The organism is Collimonas sp., assembly GCF_035566555.1.
Taxonomy (GTDB): Bacteria; Pseudomonadota; Gammaproteobacteria; order Burkholderiales; family Burkholderiaceae_D; genus Collimonas.
Map to the genome: position 1 here is coordinate 1 of NZ_DATMRB010000177.1, position 18,221 is coordinate 18,221.

Annotated in this window: 14 protein-coding genes and 1 tRNA gene; 14 read left to right on the plus strand and 1 reads right to left on the minus strand. The window is 60.2% G+C overall.

Annotation, left to right across the window (positions count from 1 at the left end; translation table 11 throughout):
- The 9 genes from minD to prmC form a co-directional block, all read left to right on the plus strand.
- Window positions 1-613, plus strand: a 613-nt coding sequence (gene minD / locus VNZ65_RS22395; RefSeq protein WP_325673008.1) for a septum site-determining protein MinD, incomplete at its 5' end; no start/stop codon positions are given.
- Window position 614: 1 nt separating this feature from the next.
- Complete coding sequence (gene minE, locus VNZ65_RS22400; protein WP_038493233.1) at window positions 615-866, plus strand: cell division topological specificity factor MinE; 252 nt, start codon at window positions 615-617, stop codon at window positions 864-866.
- A 374-nt stretch (window positions 867-1,240) separates the two neighbouring features.
- Window positions 1,241-1,930, plus strand: a complete 690-nt coding sequence (locus VNZ65_RS22405) for a response regulator transcription factor (RefSeq protein WP_325673010.1) — start codon at window positions 1,241-1,243, stop codon at window positions 1,928-1,930.
- A 30-nt stretch (window positions 1,931-1,960) separates the two neighbouring features.
- Window positions 1,961-3,634, plus strand: coding sequence for a FecR domain-containing protein (locus VNZ65_RS22410; protein WP_325673012.1), 1,674 nt, complete (start codon window positions 1,961-1,963; stop codon window positions 3,632-3,634).
- Between the two features lie 48 nt (window positions 3,635-3,682).
- Window positions 3,683-6,073 carry a CHASE2 domain-containing protein gene (locus VNZ65_RS22415; RefSeq protein ID WP_325673015.1) on the plus strand — a complete coding sequence of 797 codons (2,391 nt, stop codon included), beginning with the start codon at window positions 3,683-3,685 and terminating at the stop codon, window positions 6,071-6,073.
- Window positions 6,074-6,210: 137 nt separating this feature from the next.
- Window positions 6,211-7,503: a glutamyl-tRNA reductase gene (gene hemA, locus VNZ65_RS22420; protein WP_325673017.1), complete on the plus strand. Its 1,293-nt coding sequence runs from the start codon at window positions 6,211-6,213 to the stop codon at window positions 7,501-7,503.
- 103 nt (window positions 7,504-7,606) lie between these two features.
- On the plus strand, window positions 7,607-8,689 hold the full coding sequence (gene prfA, locus VNZ65_RS22425) for a peptide chain release factor 1 (RefSeq protein ID WP_325673019.1): 1,083 nt from the start codon (window positions 7,607-7,609) through the stop codon (window positions 8,687-8,689).
- A gap of 200 nt (window positions 8,690-8,889) precedes the next feature.
- Window positions 8,890-9,390, plus strand: a complete 501-nt coding sequence (locus VNZ65_RS22430; RefSeq protein ID WP_325673021.1) for a disulfide bond formation protein B — start codon at window positions 8,890-8,892, stop codon at window positions 9,388-9,390.
- A 23-nt stretch (window positions 9,391-9,413) separates the two neighbouring features.
- Window positions 9,414-10,289 (plus strand): peptide chain release factor N(5)-glutamine methyltransferase, encoded by an 876-nt coding sequence (prmC, locus tag VNZ65_RS22435; protein ID WP_325673023.1) that lies wholly within the window; start codon window positions 9,414-9,416, stop codon window positions 10,287-10,289.
- Window positions 10,290-10,347: 58 nt separating this feature from the next.
- On the opposite strand, the gene aqpZ is transcribed toward prmC, so the two are convergent.
- A complete protein-coding gene (gene aqpZ, locus VNZ65_RS22440; protein WP_325673025.1) occupies window positions 10,348-11,043 on the minus strand; it encodes an aquaporin Z in 696 nt (231 codons plus the stop codon).
- 356 nt (window positions 11,044-11,399) lie between these two features.
- On the opposite strand from aqpZ, the gene VNZ65_RS22445 reads away from it, so the two are divergent.
- From VNZ65_RS22445 to pilB, 5 genes are all read left to right on the plus strand, one after another.
- Entirely contained in the window at window positions 11,400-13,748 is a 2,349-nt protein-coding gene (locus VNZ65_RS22445; RefSeq protein ID WP_325673027.1) for a Tex family protein, read from the plus strand.
- Between the two features lie 181 nt (window positions 13,749-13,929).
- Window positions 13,930-14,880: an octaprenyl diphosphate synthase gene (ispB, locus tag VNZ65_RS22450; protein WP_325673048.1), complete on the plus strand. Its 951-nt coding sequence runs from the start codon at window positions 13,930-13,932 to the stop codon at window positions 14,878-14,880.
- A gap of 84 nt (window positions 14,881-14,964) precedes the next feature.
- Window positions 14,965-15,041 (plus strand) — tRNA-Pro (locus VNZ65_RS22455).
- Between the two features lie 40 nt (window positions 15,042-15,081).
- Window positions 15,082-16,362 carry an HlyC/CorC family transporter gene (locus VNZ65_RS22460; RefSeq protein WP_325673029.1) on the plus strand — a complete coding sequence of 427 codons (1,281 nt, stop codon included), beginning with the start codon at window positions 15,082-15,084 and terminating at the stop codon, window positions 16,360-16,362.
- A 130-nt stretch (window positions 16,363-16,492) separates the two neighbouring features.
- Complete coding sequence (pilB, locus tag VNZ65_RS22465; protein ID WP_325673030.1) at window positions 16,493-18,214, plus strand: type IV-A pilus assembly ATPase PilB; 1,722 nt, start codon at window positions 16,493-16,495, stop codon at window positions 18,212-18,214.
- Window positions 18,215-18,221 lie beyond the last annotated feature (7 nt).

An 18,221-nucleotide genomic window follows, 5' to 3' on the forward strand; every position in this document is an offset into this window, starting at 1 on the left:
AACGCTGACCCAGGCCCTGATCAAGGACAAGCATTGCGAGAACCTGTTCATCCTGCCGGCCTCGCAAACGCGCGACAAGGACGCCCTGACCGAGGAAGGCGTCGAGACTGTTCTCAACGACCTGATCAAGATGGACTTCGAGTACATCATCTGCGACTCCCCCGCCGGTATCGAACGCGGCGCAGTGATGGCGCTGACCTTCGCCGATGAAGCCATCGTGGTCACCAATCCGGAAGTATCGTCGGTGCGCGACTCCGACCGCATCCTCGGCATCATCCAGGCCAAGTCGCGCCGCGCCCAGAATGGCGGCGAACCGGTCAAGGAACACTTGCTGATCACCCGCTACTCGGCAAAACGGGTAGAAGCCGGCGAAATGCTGTCGTATACCGATGTCCAGGATATCCTGCGCATCCCGCTGATCGGCATCATCCCTGAGTCGGAATCGGTGCTGCACGCCTCCAACCAGGGCAATCCGGCGATCCACATCAAAGGCAGCGATGTCGCCCTGGCCTATGAAGACGTAGTCTCGCGCTTCTTCGGCGAAGAAGTCACCCTGCGCTTCACCTCCTACGAAAAGCCGGGTTTCCTGCACCGCATCTTTGGAGGAAAATAAAATGGCATTGCTCTCGTTCTTGTTTAACAGCAAGCCCAAGACCGCGTCGGCCGCCAAAGAGCGCTTGCAGATCATCATCGCCCGCGAACGGAATGGCCGCTCGGGACACGATTTCCTGCCGGCGCTGCACAAGGAGCTGATCGAGGTGATTTCCAAGTACACCAAGGTCAATGCAGACGACATCAAGATCTCTCTGGATCGCCAGGGCAATCTTGAAGTGCTGGACGTGAATGTGGTGTTGCCGGACGCCTAAGCCGGTATCCGGCATCCCCGGCCCCGCAACAATCTGTTCGCCGCACAGCCACCAGCTATGTGACGGCTGATTCAGCTCCCCGTGCAGACGCTAACCATGGCGTGCGGCCTCGAAGGTGGAATTTTACAAATCCCGTCATACACTGTATGACAATCAAACCCGGACAAACCCGGCGCCAGTCAGCGTTTTGGCGCATGCTTTGTCAAATTCACCTGATATCGCCATTTTTAATTTATTTGTGGCAATTGCAAGACACTGGTGGCATATAGAACATTTATCTACAGCAATGTAGCAATAAGAATAATATACTCCTTGTACGCGCCACAATATCGATGCCTGCTACCGAGGCCGGCTTCACCTAACATATATAAAACATGAGAATTGCTGTCCTTGATGACGACCCCAGTCAAACCGATCTAGTTTGCCAGGTGCTCACATCCAGTGGTCATATTTGCCACCCGTTCCAAAGCGGGAAAGAAATATTGAACCAGCTGCGACGGGAGAGCTATGACATGCTGATTCTGGACTGGCAGGTCCCGGATCTGAGCGGGCCAGAGGTGTTGCGCTGGGTAAGAGACAAGCTGCCGCGGACTATCCCGGTCCTGTTCATCACCAGCCGCTCCGGCGAGGACGACATCGTGGAAGGCCTGGCCGCCGGCGCCGATGACTACATGATCAAGCCGATCCGGCGCAGCGAGCTGGTGGCACGGGTACAAGCCCTGCTGCGGCGTGCTTATCCGATCCAGAACACCAGTGAACAAATCGTTTTCAACGACTATCTGTTTGAGACGCGTTCGGGCCGTCTGACGCTGGCCGGCAAGCCCATCGAGATTACCCAGAAGGAATTCGACCTCGCCCTGTTGTTTTTTCGCAACCTAGGCCGCCCCCTCTCACGCGCCTATATCCTAGAGGCAGTCTGGTCACGCGACGTCGACATCCCCTCCCGCACCATGGATACGCACGTCTCGCGGGTAAGGAGTAAGTTACAATTACGACCAGAAAACGGCTATCGGCTCGCACCGGTTTATAGCTATGGGTATCGATTGGAACAATTAACAGGATAAGGCGCGTTGCGGTTGCGCTGATAGACAAATATGCGCAGCACATTCACCAAGCTAGCTTTACTGGCGCTGTTATCCGCGCCTTTCTTGCCGTCACTTGCCGCCCCCGCAGCGCTCGACCCGGCAGCGCTCCAGGTGGATGCCGCGACGATCACCTATCACGCGCAACAGGGCGACACCTTAAGCGTAATCGCCGACCAGCTCACCGGCAACAAGAGCAACTGGGTGCAACTGGCGAAGCTCAATCACATCGGCAACGACCGCACCATCCCGGTCGGCACCGCCATCATCATCCCGGTGGCGCTGCTGCCGGACGACCCCAGCTCGGCCCAGGTGGCGGCTATGTCCGGCACTATCGATGCCACCGGCGCCGATGGCCGTGCGATCACCATCGGCATCGGCACGACGCTGACCGAGGGCACCATCATCAACACCGGCAGCAACAGCTTTCTGACGCTCAGCCTGCCCGACCAGTCGCATATCGCCATCCCGTCCAACAGCCAGGTGAAACTCAGCAAACTGCGCAGCGCGCGCTATACCAAAAGCCCGCGCACCGAGATTAGCTTGCTGAAAGGCCGGGTCGAATCCAAGGTATCGCCGCTGGAAAAAAACAAAGGCCGCTTTGAAGTCCATTCGCCGCTGGCGGTTGCTGGCGTGCGCGGCACCGATTTCCGCGTCGATCTGGTCGGCGACAAGGTCATGACCGAGGTGTTGAGCGGCGGCGTGGCCGTGGCGAAGAAAGATAGACCGGCAGCGCTGACCCTGCGCGCCGGCCAGGGCAATATCACGAACAGCAAGGGCGTCGGCAAAGCGGTAGCGCTGTTGCCACAGCCAGAATTCACTGGCCGGCCGCAGCTGCAGGAGCGGCCGACAGTGCGCTTCACCGTCAGTCCGGTCAGCGCCGCCCGCGGCTATCGCGCCCAAGTCGCCACCGACGCCGGCCTCAATAACGTCGTCAGCGAAGCCGAGTCGGACAGTCCTGAGATCAAGATCAACGGCCTGGACGACGGCAAGTATTTCGTGCGCATCACTGCGCTGGACCAGTCCGGCTTGCAAGGCAAGCCGCTGATCGCTGCCTTTACCCTGAAGGCGCGGCCGGAGCCGCCGATCTCGATCGAACCGAAAAACAAGTCGCGCAGCGAAAGCCTGGTATTCAGCTGGGCCGAAGTCAGCAACGCCCAGGCTTATCATTTGCAGGTCGCCAGCGATGCCGAGTTCAGCCACGTCATCATCGATGAAGCAACACTGAACGCAGCGCAATTCAACGCCGGCAAGCTGGCCCTGGGCGACTACTACTGGCGCGTGGCGACCGTCGTCGACAGCGCCGGCGTCCGCGACCAGGGGCCTTACGGCGATCCGCAAGGCTTCAGCCTGCTGCCTGCCTTGCAGATTCCAAAGATTGCCGACGCAGTGGACGGCGACCTGTCGTTCCGCTGGACCGGCGAGCCGGGACAGAAATTCGTGGTCGAGATCGGCCATGACGCCGGCTTTTCCAGCCTGCTGCTGACGCAGGACACCGCCACGCCGGAAATCAATGTCCCGCGCCCGGCCAGCGGCACCTACTTCATCCGCATCAAGGCCATCGATGCCGATGGCTACGTCAGCCCGTTTTCGCCGGCGCAAAAAGTGTATATCGGCAGCCGCTGGGTCACCAGCGACGGCTCGCCGCTGCTCAACGTCGGCGGCAATACCCAGGCTGGCTACTAACCCGGACGCCGCCATGCAAGCTCTCGCGCGCCGTCCATGATCAAACAGGTGATCCCACTCATCCAGCGGGTGGCGTTTCGCCAATGGCTGGCGATTACCGTGCTGATGCTGATCGTGGCCGGCAGCATGGGTTATGTGAACGGCCTCGGGCGGCTCGACACCACGCTGTACGACCAGTTCATGCGCGCCGATTCGCGGCCGGCGCGCGACGACATCATCATCGTCGCCATCGACGACTACAGCATCAGCAAACTGGGGCGCTGGCCATGGGAGCGCAGCCTGCACGCCAAGCTGCTGAATCGCATCATGCACGCCAATCCGCTAGCGATCGGACTCGATGTCATCATGTCGGAGGCCGAGCAGGGGCAGACGCCCGGCCAGCGCGCCGACGACCGGGCGTTGACCAAAGCACTGGCTGCCAGCAAGCTGACCGTGCTGCCGATCGTGGTCGCCAATGCCGGACCAGGCCTCAGGGCCTTGTTGCCGACTCCGGAGTTTCTAAATGCAGCACGCGGCGTCGGTCACATCCATCCGGAACTGGATCCGGATGGCGTGGTGCGTAGCGTCTTCCTGCAAGAAGGCCAGGACGGCAAATGGTGGCCGCACTTCGCGGTAGCGCTGGCGGGAGTCGCCGGACAAAAGATCACCGACGCCAGCGGCAACCTGCCCGGCGCCCGCCTGGGTCCGATGCCGCCCGAGGTCGAGCAGCACAAGGCCGACAGCTGGCAGCGCGACTACCAGATCCAGATCCCGTACGCCGGCAGTACCGGCCATTTCCGTTCGGTGCCTTACGCATCGGTGCTGCGCGGCGACGTGCCCGATCAGTTCTTCACAGGTAAATATGTATTGATCGGCGCCACCGCGCTCGGCATGGCAGATACCTTTCCGACACCGGTGTCGGGCACCTCCGGCGTCATGCCGGGCATCGAAATCAACGCCAATATCCTGGCCGGCCTGCTTGACCACAAAACCATCAGCATCGCACGGCCCTTGCAGACGGCCTTGTTCAGCATCATCCCGGTACTGATCGCGCTGTCCAGCTATCTGCTGTGGACGCCGCGCATCTCGCTGCTGATCACCGCCGCCCTGATGGTGCTGACCGTGGCGGTCAGCTATTTCCTGCTGACGCTGGGAATATGGATCGCGCCGACCGCCGCCCTGATCGCGCTGGCGATTGCCCACCCGATATGGAACTGGATCCGCCTGGAATCGGCGATTTCCTACCTGGGGCAGGAATTCATGCTGCTCGACCAGGAACCGCATCTGCTGCCGGAAGTGAACACCGAACGCGCGCCGCAGCAGGTAGAAGATTTGCTTGAGCAGCGCATCAACGCCATGCGCGTAGCGGCGCGCCGGGTGCGCGATTTGCGCCAGTTTATTTCCGACAGCGTCAACAGTTTGCCGGACGCCACCCTGATCACCACCATCGACGGCCACGTGCTGGTGTCCAACCAGTTTGCACGCGACTATTTTGCCGCCGCCGGCATCCGCAACATCGACGGTGCGCTGCTGCCCTACCTGTTCTCCAACATGAGCATGCCGCAGGCGACCAATACCTCGGCCAACCACACCTTCAGCTGGTGGGACCTGATCGACCTGGAGCATGTTTCCACGCTCACCAGCGGCACCGCGGTGCAAGACCAGCAGGGCCGCGACCTGCTGATCAAGAGCGGTCCCTGCCACTCCGCGCACCAGGTGCTGACCGGCTGGATCGTCAGCATCGTCGACATCACCATCATCCGCGCTGCCGAACGCAGCCGCGACGAAACCCTGCGCTTCCTGTCGCACGACATGCGCGCGCCGCAAGCTTCTATCCTGGCCTTGCTGGAACTGCAGGGCAACGCCGCCTCAGCCTTGCCGCAAAAGGAGTTTTTCGCGCGCCTGGAGCAGGCCGCGCGCAAGACCCTCGGCCTGGCCGACAATTTCGTGCAGCTGGCGCGTGCCGAGTCATCGGAATACCGGCTCGACGAAGTGGATTTCCAGGACGTGCTGTACGACGCCGTCGACGAAATGTGGAGCCTCGCCAACAACAAGAAAATCGAGCTGATCACGGACATCGAGGGACCGGAATTCCTGACCAATATCGACCGTTCGCTGATGGCGCGCGCACTGTGCAACCTGATTTCCAACGCCATCAGCTACAGTCTGCCGGATACCCGCATTACCTGCACTCTGCGCCTGAAATACATCAAACTGCTGCCGCAGGTGGTGTGCCGCATCAGCGACCAGGGCTTCGGCATCGCGCCGCACGACCAGATCAAGCTGTTCCAGCGTTATCAAAGAGTCAGTGCTCCCGGCCAGCCGCATTCGGACGGCACGGGCCTCGGCCTGGTATTCGTCAAGACTGTGGTCGAGCGCCATTTCGGTGAGATCGCGCTGGAAAGCACTTTGGGCGAAGGCAGCACATTCATTGTCACTTTGCCAGCTATCGCCAGTTAAATCTGCTTGTATTACTGGCAGGCATAGCCGGTATGGGCGGCCCGCCGCTTCGATCCAGGCGACTAGGCGTATAATCGGGGGTTAACAATATTGCCTTAATTGCCCCGGTAAACGCCCTTCCCATCCGCAACCGCCCTATGCACCTGCTAACCGTCGGACTCAACCACACCACCGCGCCGGTTTCCCTGCGCGAAAAGGTGGCATTCCCGGCTGACCAGATCGGTCAGGCGGTGATGGCGGCGCGCGCCTGGTTCAGCGGCGGCAATGAAGTCAGCATGTCGGACGAAGCGGCAATCCTGTCAACCTGCAACCGCACCGAGCTGTATGCCGCCGGCAGCAATCTGCATCACGGCGTCGACGCCGCGATCGATTCCACCGCGCATTTCCTGGCCCACTATCATCAGCTGCCTTACGCCGACCTGCGTCCGCACCTGTACACCCTGCCGCAAGACAATGCCGTACGCCATGCCTTTCGCGTGGCTTCCGGACTCGACTCGATGGTGCTGGGCGAAGCGCAGATCCTGGGGCAGATGAAAGACGCAGTGCGCCATGCCGACGCCGCAGGCGGCCTCGGCACCTATCTGCACCAGCTGTTCCAGCGTACCTTCGCGGTCGCCAAGGAAGTCCGCAGCACCACCGAAATCGGCGCCCACAGCGTTTCCATGGCGGCAGCGGCGGTGCGCATGTCGGAACGGATTTTCGATACCGTCGCCGGACAACACGTGCTGTTCATCGGGGCCGGTGAAATGATCGAGCTGTGCGCGACCCATTTTGCCGCGCAAAATCCGAAATCCCTGACGGTCGCCAACCGCACCATGGAACGCGCCGAACTGCTGGCCCACCGCTTCAATGGCCAGGCCATCCGGCTGGCCGACCTGCCGACGCAGCTGGGCAACTACGACATCATCGTTTCCTGTACCGCATCGAGCCTGCCCATCATCGGCCTCGGCATGGTCGAGCGCGCCGTCAAGGCGCGCCGCCACAAGCCGATGTTCATGCTGGACCTGGCCGTGCCGCGCGATATCGAGACCGAAATCGGCCGCCTCGACGATATCTTTCTGTACACCGTCGACGACCTCGGCTCGATCGTGCAGACCGGCATGGAAAACCGCCAGGCCGCAGTCGCCCAGGCGGAAGCCATCATTGAGACCCGCGTGCAGTCGTTCATGCACTGGGTCGACAACCGGGTCGTGGTGCCGGTCATCCAGGACCTGCAAGAATCGAGCGAAGCGATGCGCCGGCTGGAACTGGAACGCGCGCGCAAGATGCTGGCCAAGGGCGAAGATATCGAGGTAGTCCTGGAAGCTCTTTCCAAAGGCCTTACCGCCAAATTCATGCACGGCCCGCAACAGGCTTTGCACAATGCCCAGGGCGACGAACGCGCGCGCCTGGCAGCCCTCCTGCCGCAACTGTTCCGCACCAAGCGTTAGCGCAGCTGCGCTACTCCCGCTTGCGGACATGCCGCGTCGTATCTGATTGCCGGCAACTTACTTTCCCACGCTTTAAACCGTCTTTTTCTGACTGAAACTCGCCATGAAACCATCAATGCTCGCCAAGCTCGACCAACTCGCCAACCGCCTGGCCGAGGTCAATGACCTGCTGATGCAGGAAGACGCGACCGCCAGCATGGACAACTACCGCAAGCTGTCGCGCGAACATGCGGAACTGGGGCCGCTGGTAGCGCTGTACCAGTCCTACCAGCAAGCCAATGGCGATATCGAAGCCGCGCAGGAAATGCAGTCCGACCCGGACATGAAGGAATTCGCCCAGGACGAAATCACGGCGGCCAAGGCACGCATGGAGCAGCTGGAAGGCGACCTGCAAAAAATGCTGCTGCCGAAAGACCCCAACGACGAACGCAATATTTTCCTGGAAATCCGCGCCGGCACCGGCGGCGACGAATCGGCGCTATTCGCCGGCGACCTGCTGCGCATGTACAGCCGCTTTGCCGAACGCAACCGCTGGCAGGTGGAAATGGTGTCCGAATCAGCCTCGGAAATCGGCGGCTACAAGGAAGTGATCGTGCGTGTGCTCGGCTTCGGCGCCTATTCCAAGCTCAAGTTCGAATCCGGCGGCCATCGCGTACAGCGCGTACCGGCGACCGAAACCCAGGGCCGCATCCATACCTCGGCCTGTACCGTCGCCATCATGCCGGAAGCGGACGAGGTCGGCGACGTCGACATCAATCCGGCCGATATCCGTATCGATACCTACCGCGCTTCAGGCGCCGGCGGCCAGCACATCAACAAGACCGATTCCGCGGTGCGCATCACGCATATGCCGACCGGCATCGTGGTCGAGTGCCAGGACGACCGCAGCCAGCACAAGAACAAGGCCTCGGCCCTGAAGGTGCTGGCGGCACGCATCAAGGACGGCCAGCTGCGCGCGCAGCAATCCAAGGAAGCCGCCACACGCAAATCCCTGATCGGCTCGGGCGACCGCAGCGAACGGATCCGCACCTACAATTTCCCGCAGGGCCGCATGACCGACCATCGCATCAACCTGACCTTGTACAAGCTTGACTTCATCATGGATGGCGATCTGGAAGAGCTGACCAACGCGCTGGCGGCCGAACACCAGGCCGACCTGCTGGCGGCGCTGGGCGATGCGATCTAATTCAGTTGGGAACAGAGCTGCTCGGGCAGAGTTTAAGAGTCGCCGCTGCGCGACGAATTACAGTCCCCGTGCAGCTCTGTCCCAACTGATCGGATAAAAAAACCGTATGCTACTGTCTGGCCCGGAACCAAGCGGCAGAGGTACTATCTGATGCTCGGCATGACCAAGCCCTCTTCGACTCACCATACATCGGTAAAAAAATGAAAACATCGAAATCCATTTTGCTCGCAGTCGCCTTCATCTGCCTGGCCATCCTTGGCGCCGCCCTGTATCTGCAGCATTACCAGAACATGCAGCCCTGCCCCTTGTGCGTGATCCAGCGCTACGCCTTTGCGGCGATTGCGCTGATTTGCCTGATTTGCGCCAGCTTGCCGTCAGGCGCCCAGAAAGCCGGCGCCGGCCTCGGCATCCTGGCCGCACTGGGCGGCGCCGGCACCGCCATCTGGCATCTGTGGATCATCGCCCATCCAGCCATCTCCTGCGGCCGCGATGCACTGGAAGGGCCGATGAACGCCTTGCCGCCGGCGACCCTGCTGCCGTCGGTGTTCCAAGTGGATGCCTTCGCCCTGTGCACCACCGCCTACGATCCGATCATGGGCCTGTCGATCCCGCAATGGTCTTTGCTGGGTTTTGTGATACTGCTGGTGATCCTCGTGGCTACCTTGTTCAAACGTGGTAACGGCCTCAATCGCCGCTACTGATCGGCCCTCGGACTGATGCGAAAATGACAGGGATTGCCGACACATTCACGGTAGAGGCCGGCTGCAGCATCGGTGCGCTCTTGAAAAAAGCGCCACTGGCACCGCTGGAAAACCGCATCCTGCTGATGCATGCCCTGCAACTGACACGCATCCAGCTGATTACCCAGGACGAGCGCAGCATCGATGCACGGCAGGCGCAGCAGTTGTCGGACTTGTTCCGCCGGCGCCTGCTTGGCGAGCCGATTGCCTACATCATCGGCCAACGCGAGTTCTACGGCTTGCAGCTGGAAGTAACGCCGGACGTCCTGATTCCACGCCCTGAGACGGAATTGCTGGTGGAACTGGCCTTACAATATCTGCCGTCGGATCCCCGGCAGGCGCTGAGCGTGCTCGATCTCGGCACCGGTTCCGGGGCGATTGCCATCGCCATTGCGCACAGCCGTCCCGATCTCGCCGTGACCGCACTGGATGTCAGCAGCGCCGCGCTGGCAGTAGCCGGCCGCAATGCGGCGCACCATCTGCAGCTGGAACACGGACCGTTCCGGCTGCTGCAAAGCAACTGGTACGATGCGCTCGTCGACCAGCAATTCGATGTCATCGTCGCCAATCCACCCTATATCGTCGCCGGCGACCGGCATCTGGCGGAAGGCGACCTGCGCTTTGAACCGCAAGATGCCTTGACCGATCATGCGGATGGCTTGAGCGCCCTGCGCAACATCGTCGGCGGCGCCGGCCGTCACCTGAACAAAGACGGATGGCTGCTGATGGAACACGGTTACGATCAGGCGCCCGCAGTGCGCGCCTTGCTGCAAGCGCAGCACTTCGAGACGGTGCAAAGCTGGCAAGACCTGGCCGGGATTGAGCGTGTCAGCGGCGGTAGACTGCGAACCACAACCTGATCAAGCAATAAAAAAGCGCGGCATGCCGCGCTTTTTTACTTTCTTGCCGGACTGGAAATCAGTCCTTTTCACCCCAGATGGCCGGATACACAATCCCGGCAATCACGGCGCCAACCAGCGGCGCCAGCCAGAACAGCCACAGCTGCTGCAAGGCCCAGCCACCAACGAACAGCGCCTGGCTGGTGCTGCGTGCAGGGTTGACCGAGGTGTTGGTCACCGGGATGCTGATCAGATGGATCAAGGTCAGGCACAGGCCGATCGCGATCGGCGCAAAGCCGGCCGGCGCACGCTTGTCGGTAGCGCCCAGGATCACGATCAGGAAGACGAAGGTCATCACCACTTCGCAAATCAAGGCCGCATTCATCGAATACAGGCCTGGCGAATGTTCGCCGTAACCGTTGGCGGCGAAACCGCCGATTTCCGCGCCTGGCTTGCCGGTGGCGATCAGGTACAAGATGCCTGCGGCAATGATGCCGCCCACCACCTGCGCGACCCAGTAAGGCAGGATCTCACTCTTGGGGAAACGGCCGGCGGTCGCCAGTCCAAGCGTCACTGCCGGATTCAGGTGGCAGCCGGAAATATGGCCGATGGCGAAAGCCATCGTCAGTACAGTCAGGCCGAATGCCAGCGCGACGCCGTGGAAACCGATGCCGAGGCCAGGGAACCCTGCCGCCAGCACTGCGCTGCCGCAGCCGCCGAGAACCAGCCAGAATGTGCCAAGGGCTTCCGCGCCCAGACGTTTAGAAAGATGCATAGTTGACTCCTGAAGAAATGCTACTGTGATTAATGAACAACGGGTCTTGCCCCGTCGCATACGGCCACCAGCATATTTGCTGACTCATCAGCAAACAAGAAAAAAATTATCATTTAACAAGAATTTTCATTTACAACCGTTTTCTTCACATCCGATCAGATTCGCCTGACAGTTGTCTATTGAATAGCCTGACAAGCAAGCGTAAATAATACCATTGGGAAATATAAATATGGTGATATGACAAACGTTTCAGCCGTGCGGATTTTCGTGAGGGCTTCTTTTCGGACTGTCAAGACTGGCGGAATTATCTGGATTGCGTATGATCCAACGCTTGATTTTCATTCTTAAGAATCCTCATGCTGCCTTCGATCGAACAACGCCTCGCCCTTGAACTTGCCGCCAAACCGGCGCAAGTCGCCGCTGCCGTCGCCCTGCTGGACGAAGGCGCCACCGTGCCTTTTATCGCCCGCTACCGCAAGGAAGCGACCGGCGGCCTGGATGACATCCAGCTGCGCCTGCTGGAAGAACGCCTGCGTTACCTGCGCGAACTGGAAGCACGCCGCGGCGCCATCCTCGCTTCCATCGAAGAACAGGGGAAAATGACGCCGGCGCTGCTGCAGGCAATCACCCTAGCGGAAGACAAGACTCGCCTTGAAGATCTCTACCTGCCTTATAAGCTGAAGCGCCGCACCAAGGCGCAGATCGCCGCGGAAGCCGGCCTGACCGTGCTGGCCGACGCGCTGCTGGCAGATCCGGAACTGAATCCTGAACTGGAAGCCGAAAAATACCTGAAGCCGGCCTTCAGCACCGACAATGGCGACAATCCCGGCGTCGCCGACGCCAAAGCCGCGCTGGACGGCGCCCGGCAGATCCTGATGGAGCGCTTTTCCGAAGATGCAACGCTGCTGCAGGCGTTGCGCGAATACCTGACCGAACACGGCGTGGTCGAATCCAAAGTGGTGGAAGGCAAGCAGGATGCCGGTGAAAAATTCGCCGACTACTTCGATTATTCGGAAACCATAGGCACGATTCCATCGCATCGCGCGCTGGCCTTGTTCCGCGGCCGCCGCGAAGAAATCCTCAACGTGGTGCTGCGCCTCGACAGCGAAGAAGAAAAACCGAAGTGGGATGCGCCGCACAACCCGTGCGAAGGCCGCATCGCCGCCCGCTTCGGCATCAGCAACAAGAGCCGCGGCGCCGACAAATGGCTGAGCGACACGGTGCGCTGGAGCTGGCGCGTCAAGGTCTTCATGCACCTGGAAACCGAGCTGATGACCAAGCTGCGCGAAAAGGCGGAAGTCGAAGCAATCAATGTCTTCGCGCTCAATCTGAAAGCCCTGCTGCTGGCGGCGCCGGCCGGTCCGCGCGCTACCATGGGCCTGGACCCGGGCCTGCGCACCGGCGTCAAGGTGGCGGTGATCGACGCCACCGGCAAGGTGGTCGCCACCACCGCAATCTATCCGCACCAGCCGCGCAACGACTGGGACGGCTCGCTGCACACGCTGGCGCAGCTGGCGCAACAGCACCAGGTCTCGCTGATCTCGATCGGCAACGGCACCGCTTCGCGCGAAACCGACAAGCTGGCGCAGGACCTGATCAAGCTGCGCCCGGAACTGAAGCTGACCAAGATCGTGGTGTCGGAAGCCGGCGCTTCGGTTTACTCGGCCTCCGAATTCGCTTCGCGCGAACTGCCCGACATGGACGTCTCGCTGCGCGGTGCGGTATCGATTGCGCGCCGCCTGCAGGATCCGCTGGCGGAACTGGTCAAGATCGATCCGAAATCGATCGGTGTCGGCCAGTACCAGCATGATGTCGGCCAGACCCAGCTGGCGCGCTCGCTAGACGCCGTGGTGGAAGACTGCGTGAATGCCGTCGGCGTCGACGTCAATACCGCTTCGGCGCCGCTGCTGGCGCGCGTTTCCGGCCTCAACGCCAGCGTGGCGCAAAGCATCGTCACCTATCGCGACATGAAGGGCATGTTTGCTTCGCGCGCGGCGCTGCGCGACGTGCCGCGGCTGGGCGATAAAACCTTTGAACAGGCCGCCGGCTTCCTGCGCATCATGAACAGCGACAATCCGCTGGACGGTTCGGCGGTGCATCCGGAATCCTATCCGCTGGTGGAAAAAATCCTGGCCGACATCAAGAAAGACGTCAAGGGCGTAATCGGCGACAGCCGCTTGCTGGGTTCGCTCAACCCGGCCAAGTATGCCGATGAAAAATTCGGCGTGCCGACCATCGCCGACATCCTCAAGGAACTGGAAAAACCGGGGCGCGACCCGCGTCCGGAATTCACCACCGCCACCTTCAAGGACGGCGTCGAGGAAATCCGCGATCTGCGTCCGGACATGATCCTGGAAGGCGTGGTCACCAACGTGGCGGCCTTCGGCGCCTTTGTCGACATTGGCGTGCACCAGGACGGACTGGTGCATATTTCCGCGCTTTCCAACACCTTCGTCAAGGATCCGCACAGCGTGGTCAAGGCCGGCCAGGTGGTGAAAGTCAAGGTGCTGGAAGTTGATGAAAAGCGCAAACGCATTGCGCTTACCATGCGCCTCAGCGACAGCGCGCCGGTCGCCGGCGCCAAGCCGGAACAGCGGGCCGACCGCAACGACGCCAAGCGCCTGTCCCAGCACCAGCAACGGCAAGCTGCCCCAGCCCCGGCCAACAACGCCATGGCGGCGGCTTTCGCCAAGCTCAAGGGATAGCAGTTAAGCAACTCCGCCAGCCGGCGCCGGTTCACCGGCGTCGGCTGAATCTCCGCCACGCGGACAAAATCAATCTGGACCTAATGCCTGGCCCCTTGTCATCGTATAATCACGGCACAATCGATTTCCAACAGGTTTTATTTTGTCAGCCGCTCCCAATACCTCATCCTCACAATTCATGATGTCCCCGATCGCGGCCGATATGGACGCGGTCAATGCGGTGATTCGCCGGCAGTTGCATTCGGAAGTGCCCTTGGTGAATCAGATTGCCGAGTACATCATCAGCGCCGGCGGCAAACGCCTGCGCCCGGTGCTGGTCTTGCTGATGGCGCGCGCCTGCGGCTATGCCGGCGCCAAGCACCATGAACTGGCGGCGGTGATCGAATTCATCCATACCGCCACCCTGCTGCACGATGACGTGGTGGACGAGTCTTCCCTGCGGCGCGGCCGGCAGACCGCCAATGCCCTGTTCGGCAACGCCGCCTCCGTGCTGGTCGGCGATTTCCTGTACTCGCGCGCCTTTCAGATGATGGTTGCGGTGGATAATGCGCGCGTGATGCAGATCGTCGCCGACGCCACCAACGTCATCGCCGAAGGCGAGGTGCTGCAGCTGCTGAACATGCACAACCCGGATGTTTCGGAAGAAAATTATCTGCAGGTGATCCGCTCCAAGACTGCCAAGCTGTTCGAGGCCGCGGCACAGCTGGGCGTGCTGATCGCCGGCGCCGATGACGCTGCGATTGAAGCCGCGGGAGAATACGGCCGTTCCCTGGGAACCGCGTTCCAGCTGATCGACGACGTGCTGGACTATTCCGGCAACGCCAGCGATATCGGCAAGAACGTGGGCGACGATTTGCGCGAAGGCAAGCCGACCTTGCCGCTGATTTACCTGATGAGCCATGGCACGCCGGCGCAGCGGGAGCTGGTGCGCAGCTGCATCGAAAATGGCGACGAACAGCATTTCGATGAAATCCTGGCGGCCATCACCAGTTCCGGCGCCCTGGACTACACCCGGCGCGAAGCCGAGAAAGCGGCGCAGCGCGCGGCGGCGGCAATCGCAGACTTGCCAAATAGTCAGTTCAAGGATTCTTTGCTACAATTATCTGTGTTCGCAGTGGATCGCAATCACTGAGGATCCACGAGTAACGGGACTGCCGCTCCACCACCGTAAGGCGCGGCAGCCCAAAAACCTGTTCAAGTTATTGAACGGCTAAATCGGGGTGTAGCTTAGCCTGGTAGAGCGCTACGTTCGGGACGTAGAGGCCGGAGGTTCGAATCCTCTCACCCCGACCAACCAATATTGGTTTATCAACCTTTTCTTTACGGTGACCCTTTGGATGCCGTGCCCTTTTGGGTGCAGATTCTTGCACTAGTCGTACTCATCTTCCTGTCAGCATTTTTCGCCATGGCGGAAACTGCCTTGATTGCCGCCAACAAGCACCGCCTGCGCCATCTGGCCAAGCGCGGCAGCAAATCCGCCGCCACCACCCTATGGCTGCTGGAACGCACCGACAAGCTGCTGTCGCTGATCCTGATCGTCAATACCCTGGTCAATGCCCTGGCTACTGCGCTGGTGACGGCAATCGCCATTACGACATTCGGCAATCACCAGAACGTGATCACGGTGGCCACCGCCGGCATCGCTTTCCTGCTGATCGTGTTTGCCGAAATCACCCCGAAGGTGATCGGCGCCACCTATCCGGAACGGATCGCGCTGCCGACCAGCTTCATCCTCAAGCCGTTGATGGCGCTGGCCAAGCCTTTGATCTGGTTTGTCAATCTGTTCGTCTCCGGCATCCTGAAAGTGCTGCACATCAAAACCGGCAAGCATGCACAGGAACAGCGCGTCTCGCCGGAAGAACTGCGTTCGATCGTGCTGGAAGGCGGCAACTTCATGCCGCAAAAGCACAAAAGCATTTTGCTGAACCTGTTCGACCTGGAAAAGATTTCGGTGGAAGACGTCATGACGCCGCGGGCGCAAGTCGAAGCGTTGAACCTGGCCGCTTCGGTGGACGAGATCAAGCATCAGCTGACGACTTGCTATCACAATAAATTGCCGGTGTACGAAGGCGAGATCAACCAGATCGTCGGCATTCTGCATGTCCGCAAGGCGATGGTATTGCTTAACCAGGAAGCCGAGCTGACGGTCGACCATTTCCGCCAACTGCTCAGCACGCCATATTTCATCCCGGAAGACACCGACGTTTTCACGCAACTGCAATACTTCCAGGAAAATCACGAGCGGCTCGGCATCATCGTCGACGAGTACGGCGAAGTGCAGGGACTGGTGACGCTGGAAGACATCATTGAAGAAATGATCGGCGAATTCACCACATCCAAACCCGGCGCAGCCCGCGCCGACAGTTTTTCCTGGAATGCCCAGGGCCAGTGCCTGCTGGAGGGCGCCACCACCCTGCGCGACATCAATAAGCGCCTTGGCCTGAATTTCCCGCTGGACGGCCCCAAGACCCTGAACGGCCTGCTGCTGGAATGGCTGCAAGATATTCCGGACAATAATGTCAGCCTGAAAATTGCCGGATGCATCATAGAAATCGTACAAGTGCAAAACCAGGCGATCAAGGTTGCTAAATTGATTCGGCCGAATACACTATAAGAACGACAAAAAACTGCCATACGGCAATTTTTGCGACACATTTCTTCACAAAACCTTTACAACCCAGTTTCCCGTAGGGCATCATTGGCCGGTTGTAATGGCTCCACACATCTTTTGATATTGATCCCCTATGGCTGCAGTATTTCCTAACACCAGTACCACCGGTCCGATCTCGGGACTTGCCCGCGCATTGCTGCAAGCCGGTCGCTTGTCGACGGTGCAGATGGAAGCCTTGCACAAGAAAGCCAGCGGCGATCAAACGCCGTTCATCGCCGTCTTGCTGGAGAGCGGCCATCTCGATGCGCGCGCGCTGGCGCTGTTTTGCGCCGAGACCTTCGGTTATCCGCAGCTGGACCTGAGCGTGCTCAACCTGAGCACGCTGCCGGAAAAAGCCATCGACGCCAAGCTGATGGAAAGCCACTTCGTGCTGCCGCTGGCGAAGCGCGGCAACAAGATCTACGTGGCGCTGTCCGACCCGACCAACATCCAGGCGCTGGACCAGATCAAGTTCCAGACCGAACTGATGGTGGAGCCGATCATTGTCGAGCATCCGGTGCTGGTGAAGCAGATCCAGAAACTGGTCAAATCGGCCGAGCAAAGCCTGAGCGAAATGGTCGGCGACGACCAGGAAATCAATTTCGTCGAAGAGGATGCGGCGGCAGTTGCCGATGCCACCGCCGATATCGATGACGCGCCGGTAGTGCGCTTCCTGCAAAAAATCCTGACCGACGCCATTAACCAGGGCGCATCCGACTTGCATTTCGAGCCGTTTGAAAAATTCTACCGGATCCGGTTCCGGGTCGACGGCGTGCTGCGCGACATGGCGCAACCGCCGTTGTCGATCAAGGAAAAACTGGCTTCCCGCATCAAGGTGATCTCGAAGCTGGATATTTCCGAAAAACGGGTGCCGCAGGATGGCCGCATGCGGCTGGTGGTGTCCAAGACCCGCGCCATCGATTTCCGGGTCAGCACCCTGCCGACCTTGTTTGGCGAAAAGATCGTGATGCGTATCCTGGATCCAAGCCAGGCGCAGATGGGGATTGACGCGCTGGGCTACGATCCGGACCAGAAGGCGATCTTGATGGACGCCATCCAGCGCCCCTACGGCATGGTGCTGGTGACTGGCCCTACCGGCTCCGGTAAAACCGTGTCGCTCTACACCTGCCTGAATATCCTGAACCAGCCCGGCATCAATATTTCCACCGCCGAAGATCCGGCTGAAATCAATTTGCCCGGCGTGAACCAGGTCAACATCAACGACCGCGCCGGCCTGACTTTCCCTGTGGCGCTGAAGGCCTTCCTGCGGCAGGATCCCGACATCATCATGGTCGGTGAAATCCGCGACCTGGAAACCGCCGACATCTCGATCAAGGCTGCGCAGACCGGACACATGGTGTTTTCCACCTTGCATACCAACGATGCGCCATCGACGCTGACGCGCCTGATGAACATGGGCGTGCCGGCATTCAATATCGCCTCTTCGGTGATCCTGATCACCGCCCAGCGGCTGGCGCGCCGCTTGTGCAGCTGCAAGCAGCCGATCACGATCCAGGATGAGGCCCTAGCTGAAGCCGGCTTCACCGAAGACGACATCGACGGCAGCTGGCTGCCCTACAAGGCCGTCGGTTGCGAGCGCTGCAACGGCACCGGCTACAAGGGACGGGTCGGCATCTATCAGATCATGCCGATCACAGAAGAAATAGAACGCATCATTCTGGCCCATGGCACGGCGCTGGAAATCGAAGCACAAGCCAAGCGCGAGGGCGTCAGGACTTTACGCCAGTCGGGACTGATGAAGGTTAAACAAGGGATGACCAGCCTCGAAGAAGTGCTCGGTTGCACCAATATCTAATTAGGGG

What these genes read in the sequence shown, in the direction of transcription:
- minE (WP_038493233.1), top strand. Translation starts at nt 615, where the DNA reads ATGGCATTGCTCTCGTTCTTGTTTAACAGCAAGCCCAAGACCGCGTCG.
- VNZ65_RS22405 (WP_325673010.1), top strand. Translation starts at nt 1,241, where the DNA reads ATGAGAATTGCTGTCCTTGATGACGACCCCAGTCAAACCGATCTAGTT.
- VNZ65_RS22410 (WP_325673012.1), top strand. Translation starts at nt 1,961, where the DNA reads ATGCGCAGCACATTCACCAAGCTAGCTTTACTGGCGCTGTTATCCGCG.
- hemA (WP_325673017.1), top strand. Translation starts at nt 6,211, where the DNA reads ATGCACCTGCTAACCGTCGGACTCAACCACACCACCGCGCCGGTTTCC.
- prfA (WP_325673019.1), top strand. Translation starts at nt 7,607, where the DNA reads ATGAAACCATCAATGCTCGCCAAGCTCGACCAACTCGCCAACCGCCTG.
- VNZ65_RS22430 (WP_325673021.1), top strand. Translation starts at nt 8,890, where the DNA reads ATGAAAACATCGAAATCCATTTTGCTCGCAGTCGCCTTCATCTGCCTG.
- prmC (WP_325673023.1), top strand. Translation starts at nt 9,414, where the DNA reads ATGACAGGGATTGCCGACACATTCACGGTAGAGGCCGGCTGCAGCATC.
- aqpZ (WP_325673025.1), bottom strand. Translation starts at nt 11,043, where the DNA reads ATGCATCTTTCTAAACGTCTGGGCGCGGAAGCCCTTGGCACATTCTGG.
- VNZ65_RS22445 (WP_325673027.1), top strand. Translation starts at nt 11,400, where the DNA reads ATGCTGCCTTCGATCGAACAACGCCTCGCCCTTGAACTTGCCGCCAAA.
- ispB (WP_325673048.1), top strand. Translation starts at nt 13,930, where the DNA reads ATGTCCCCGATCGCGGCCGATATGGACGCGGTCAATGCGGTGATTCGC.
- pilB (WP_325673030.1), top strand. Translation starts at nt 16,493, where the DNA reads ATGGCTGCAGTATTTCCTAACACCAGTACCACCGGTCCGATCTCGGGA.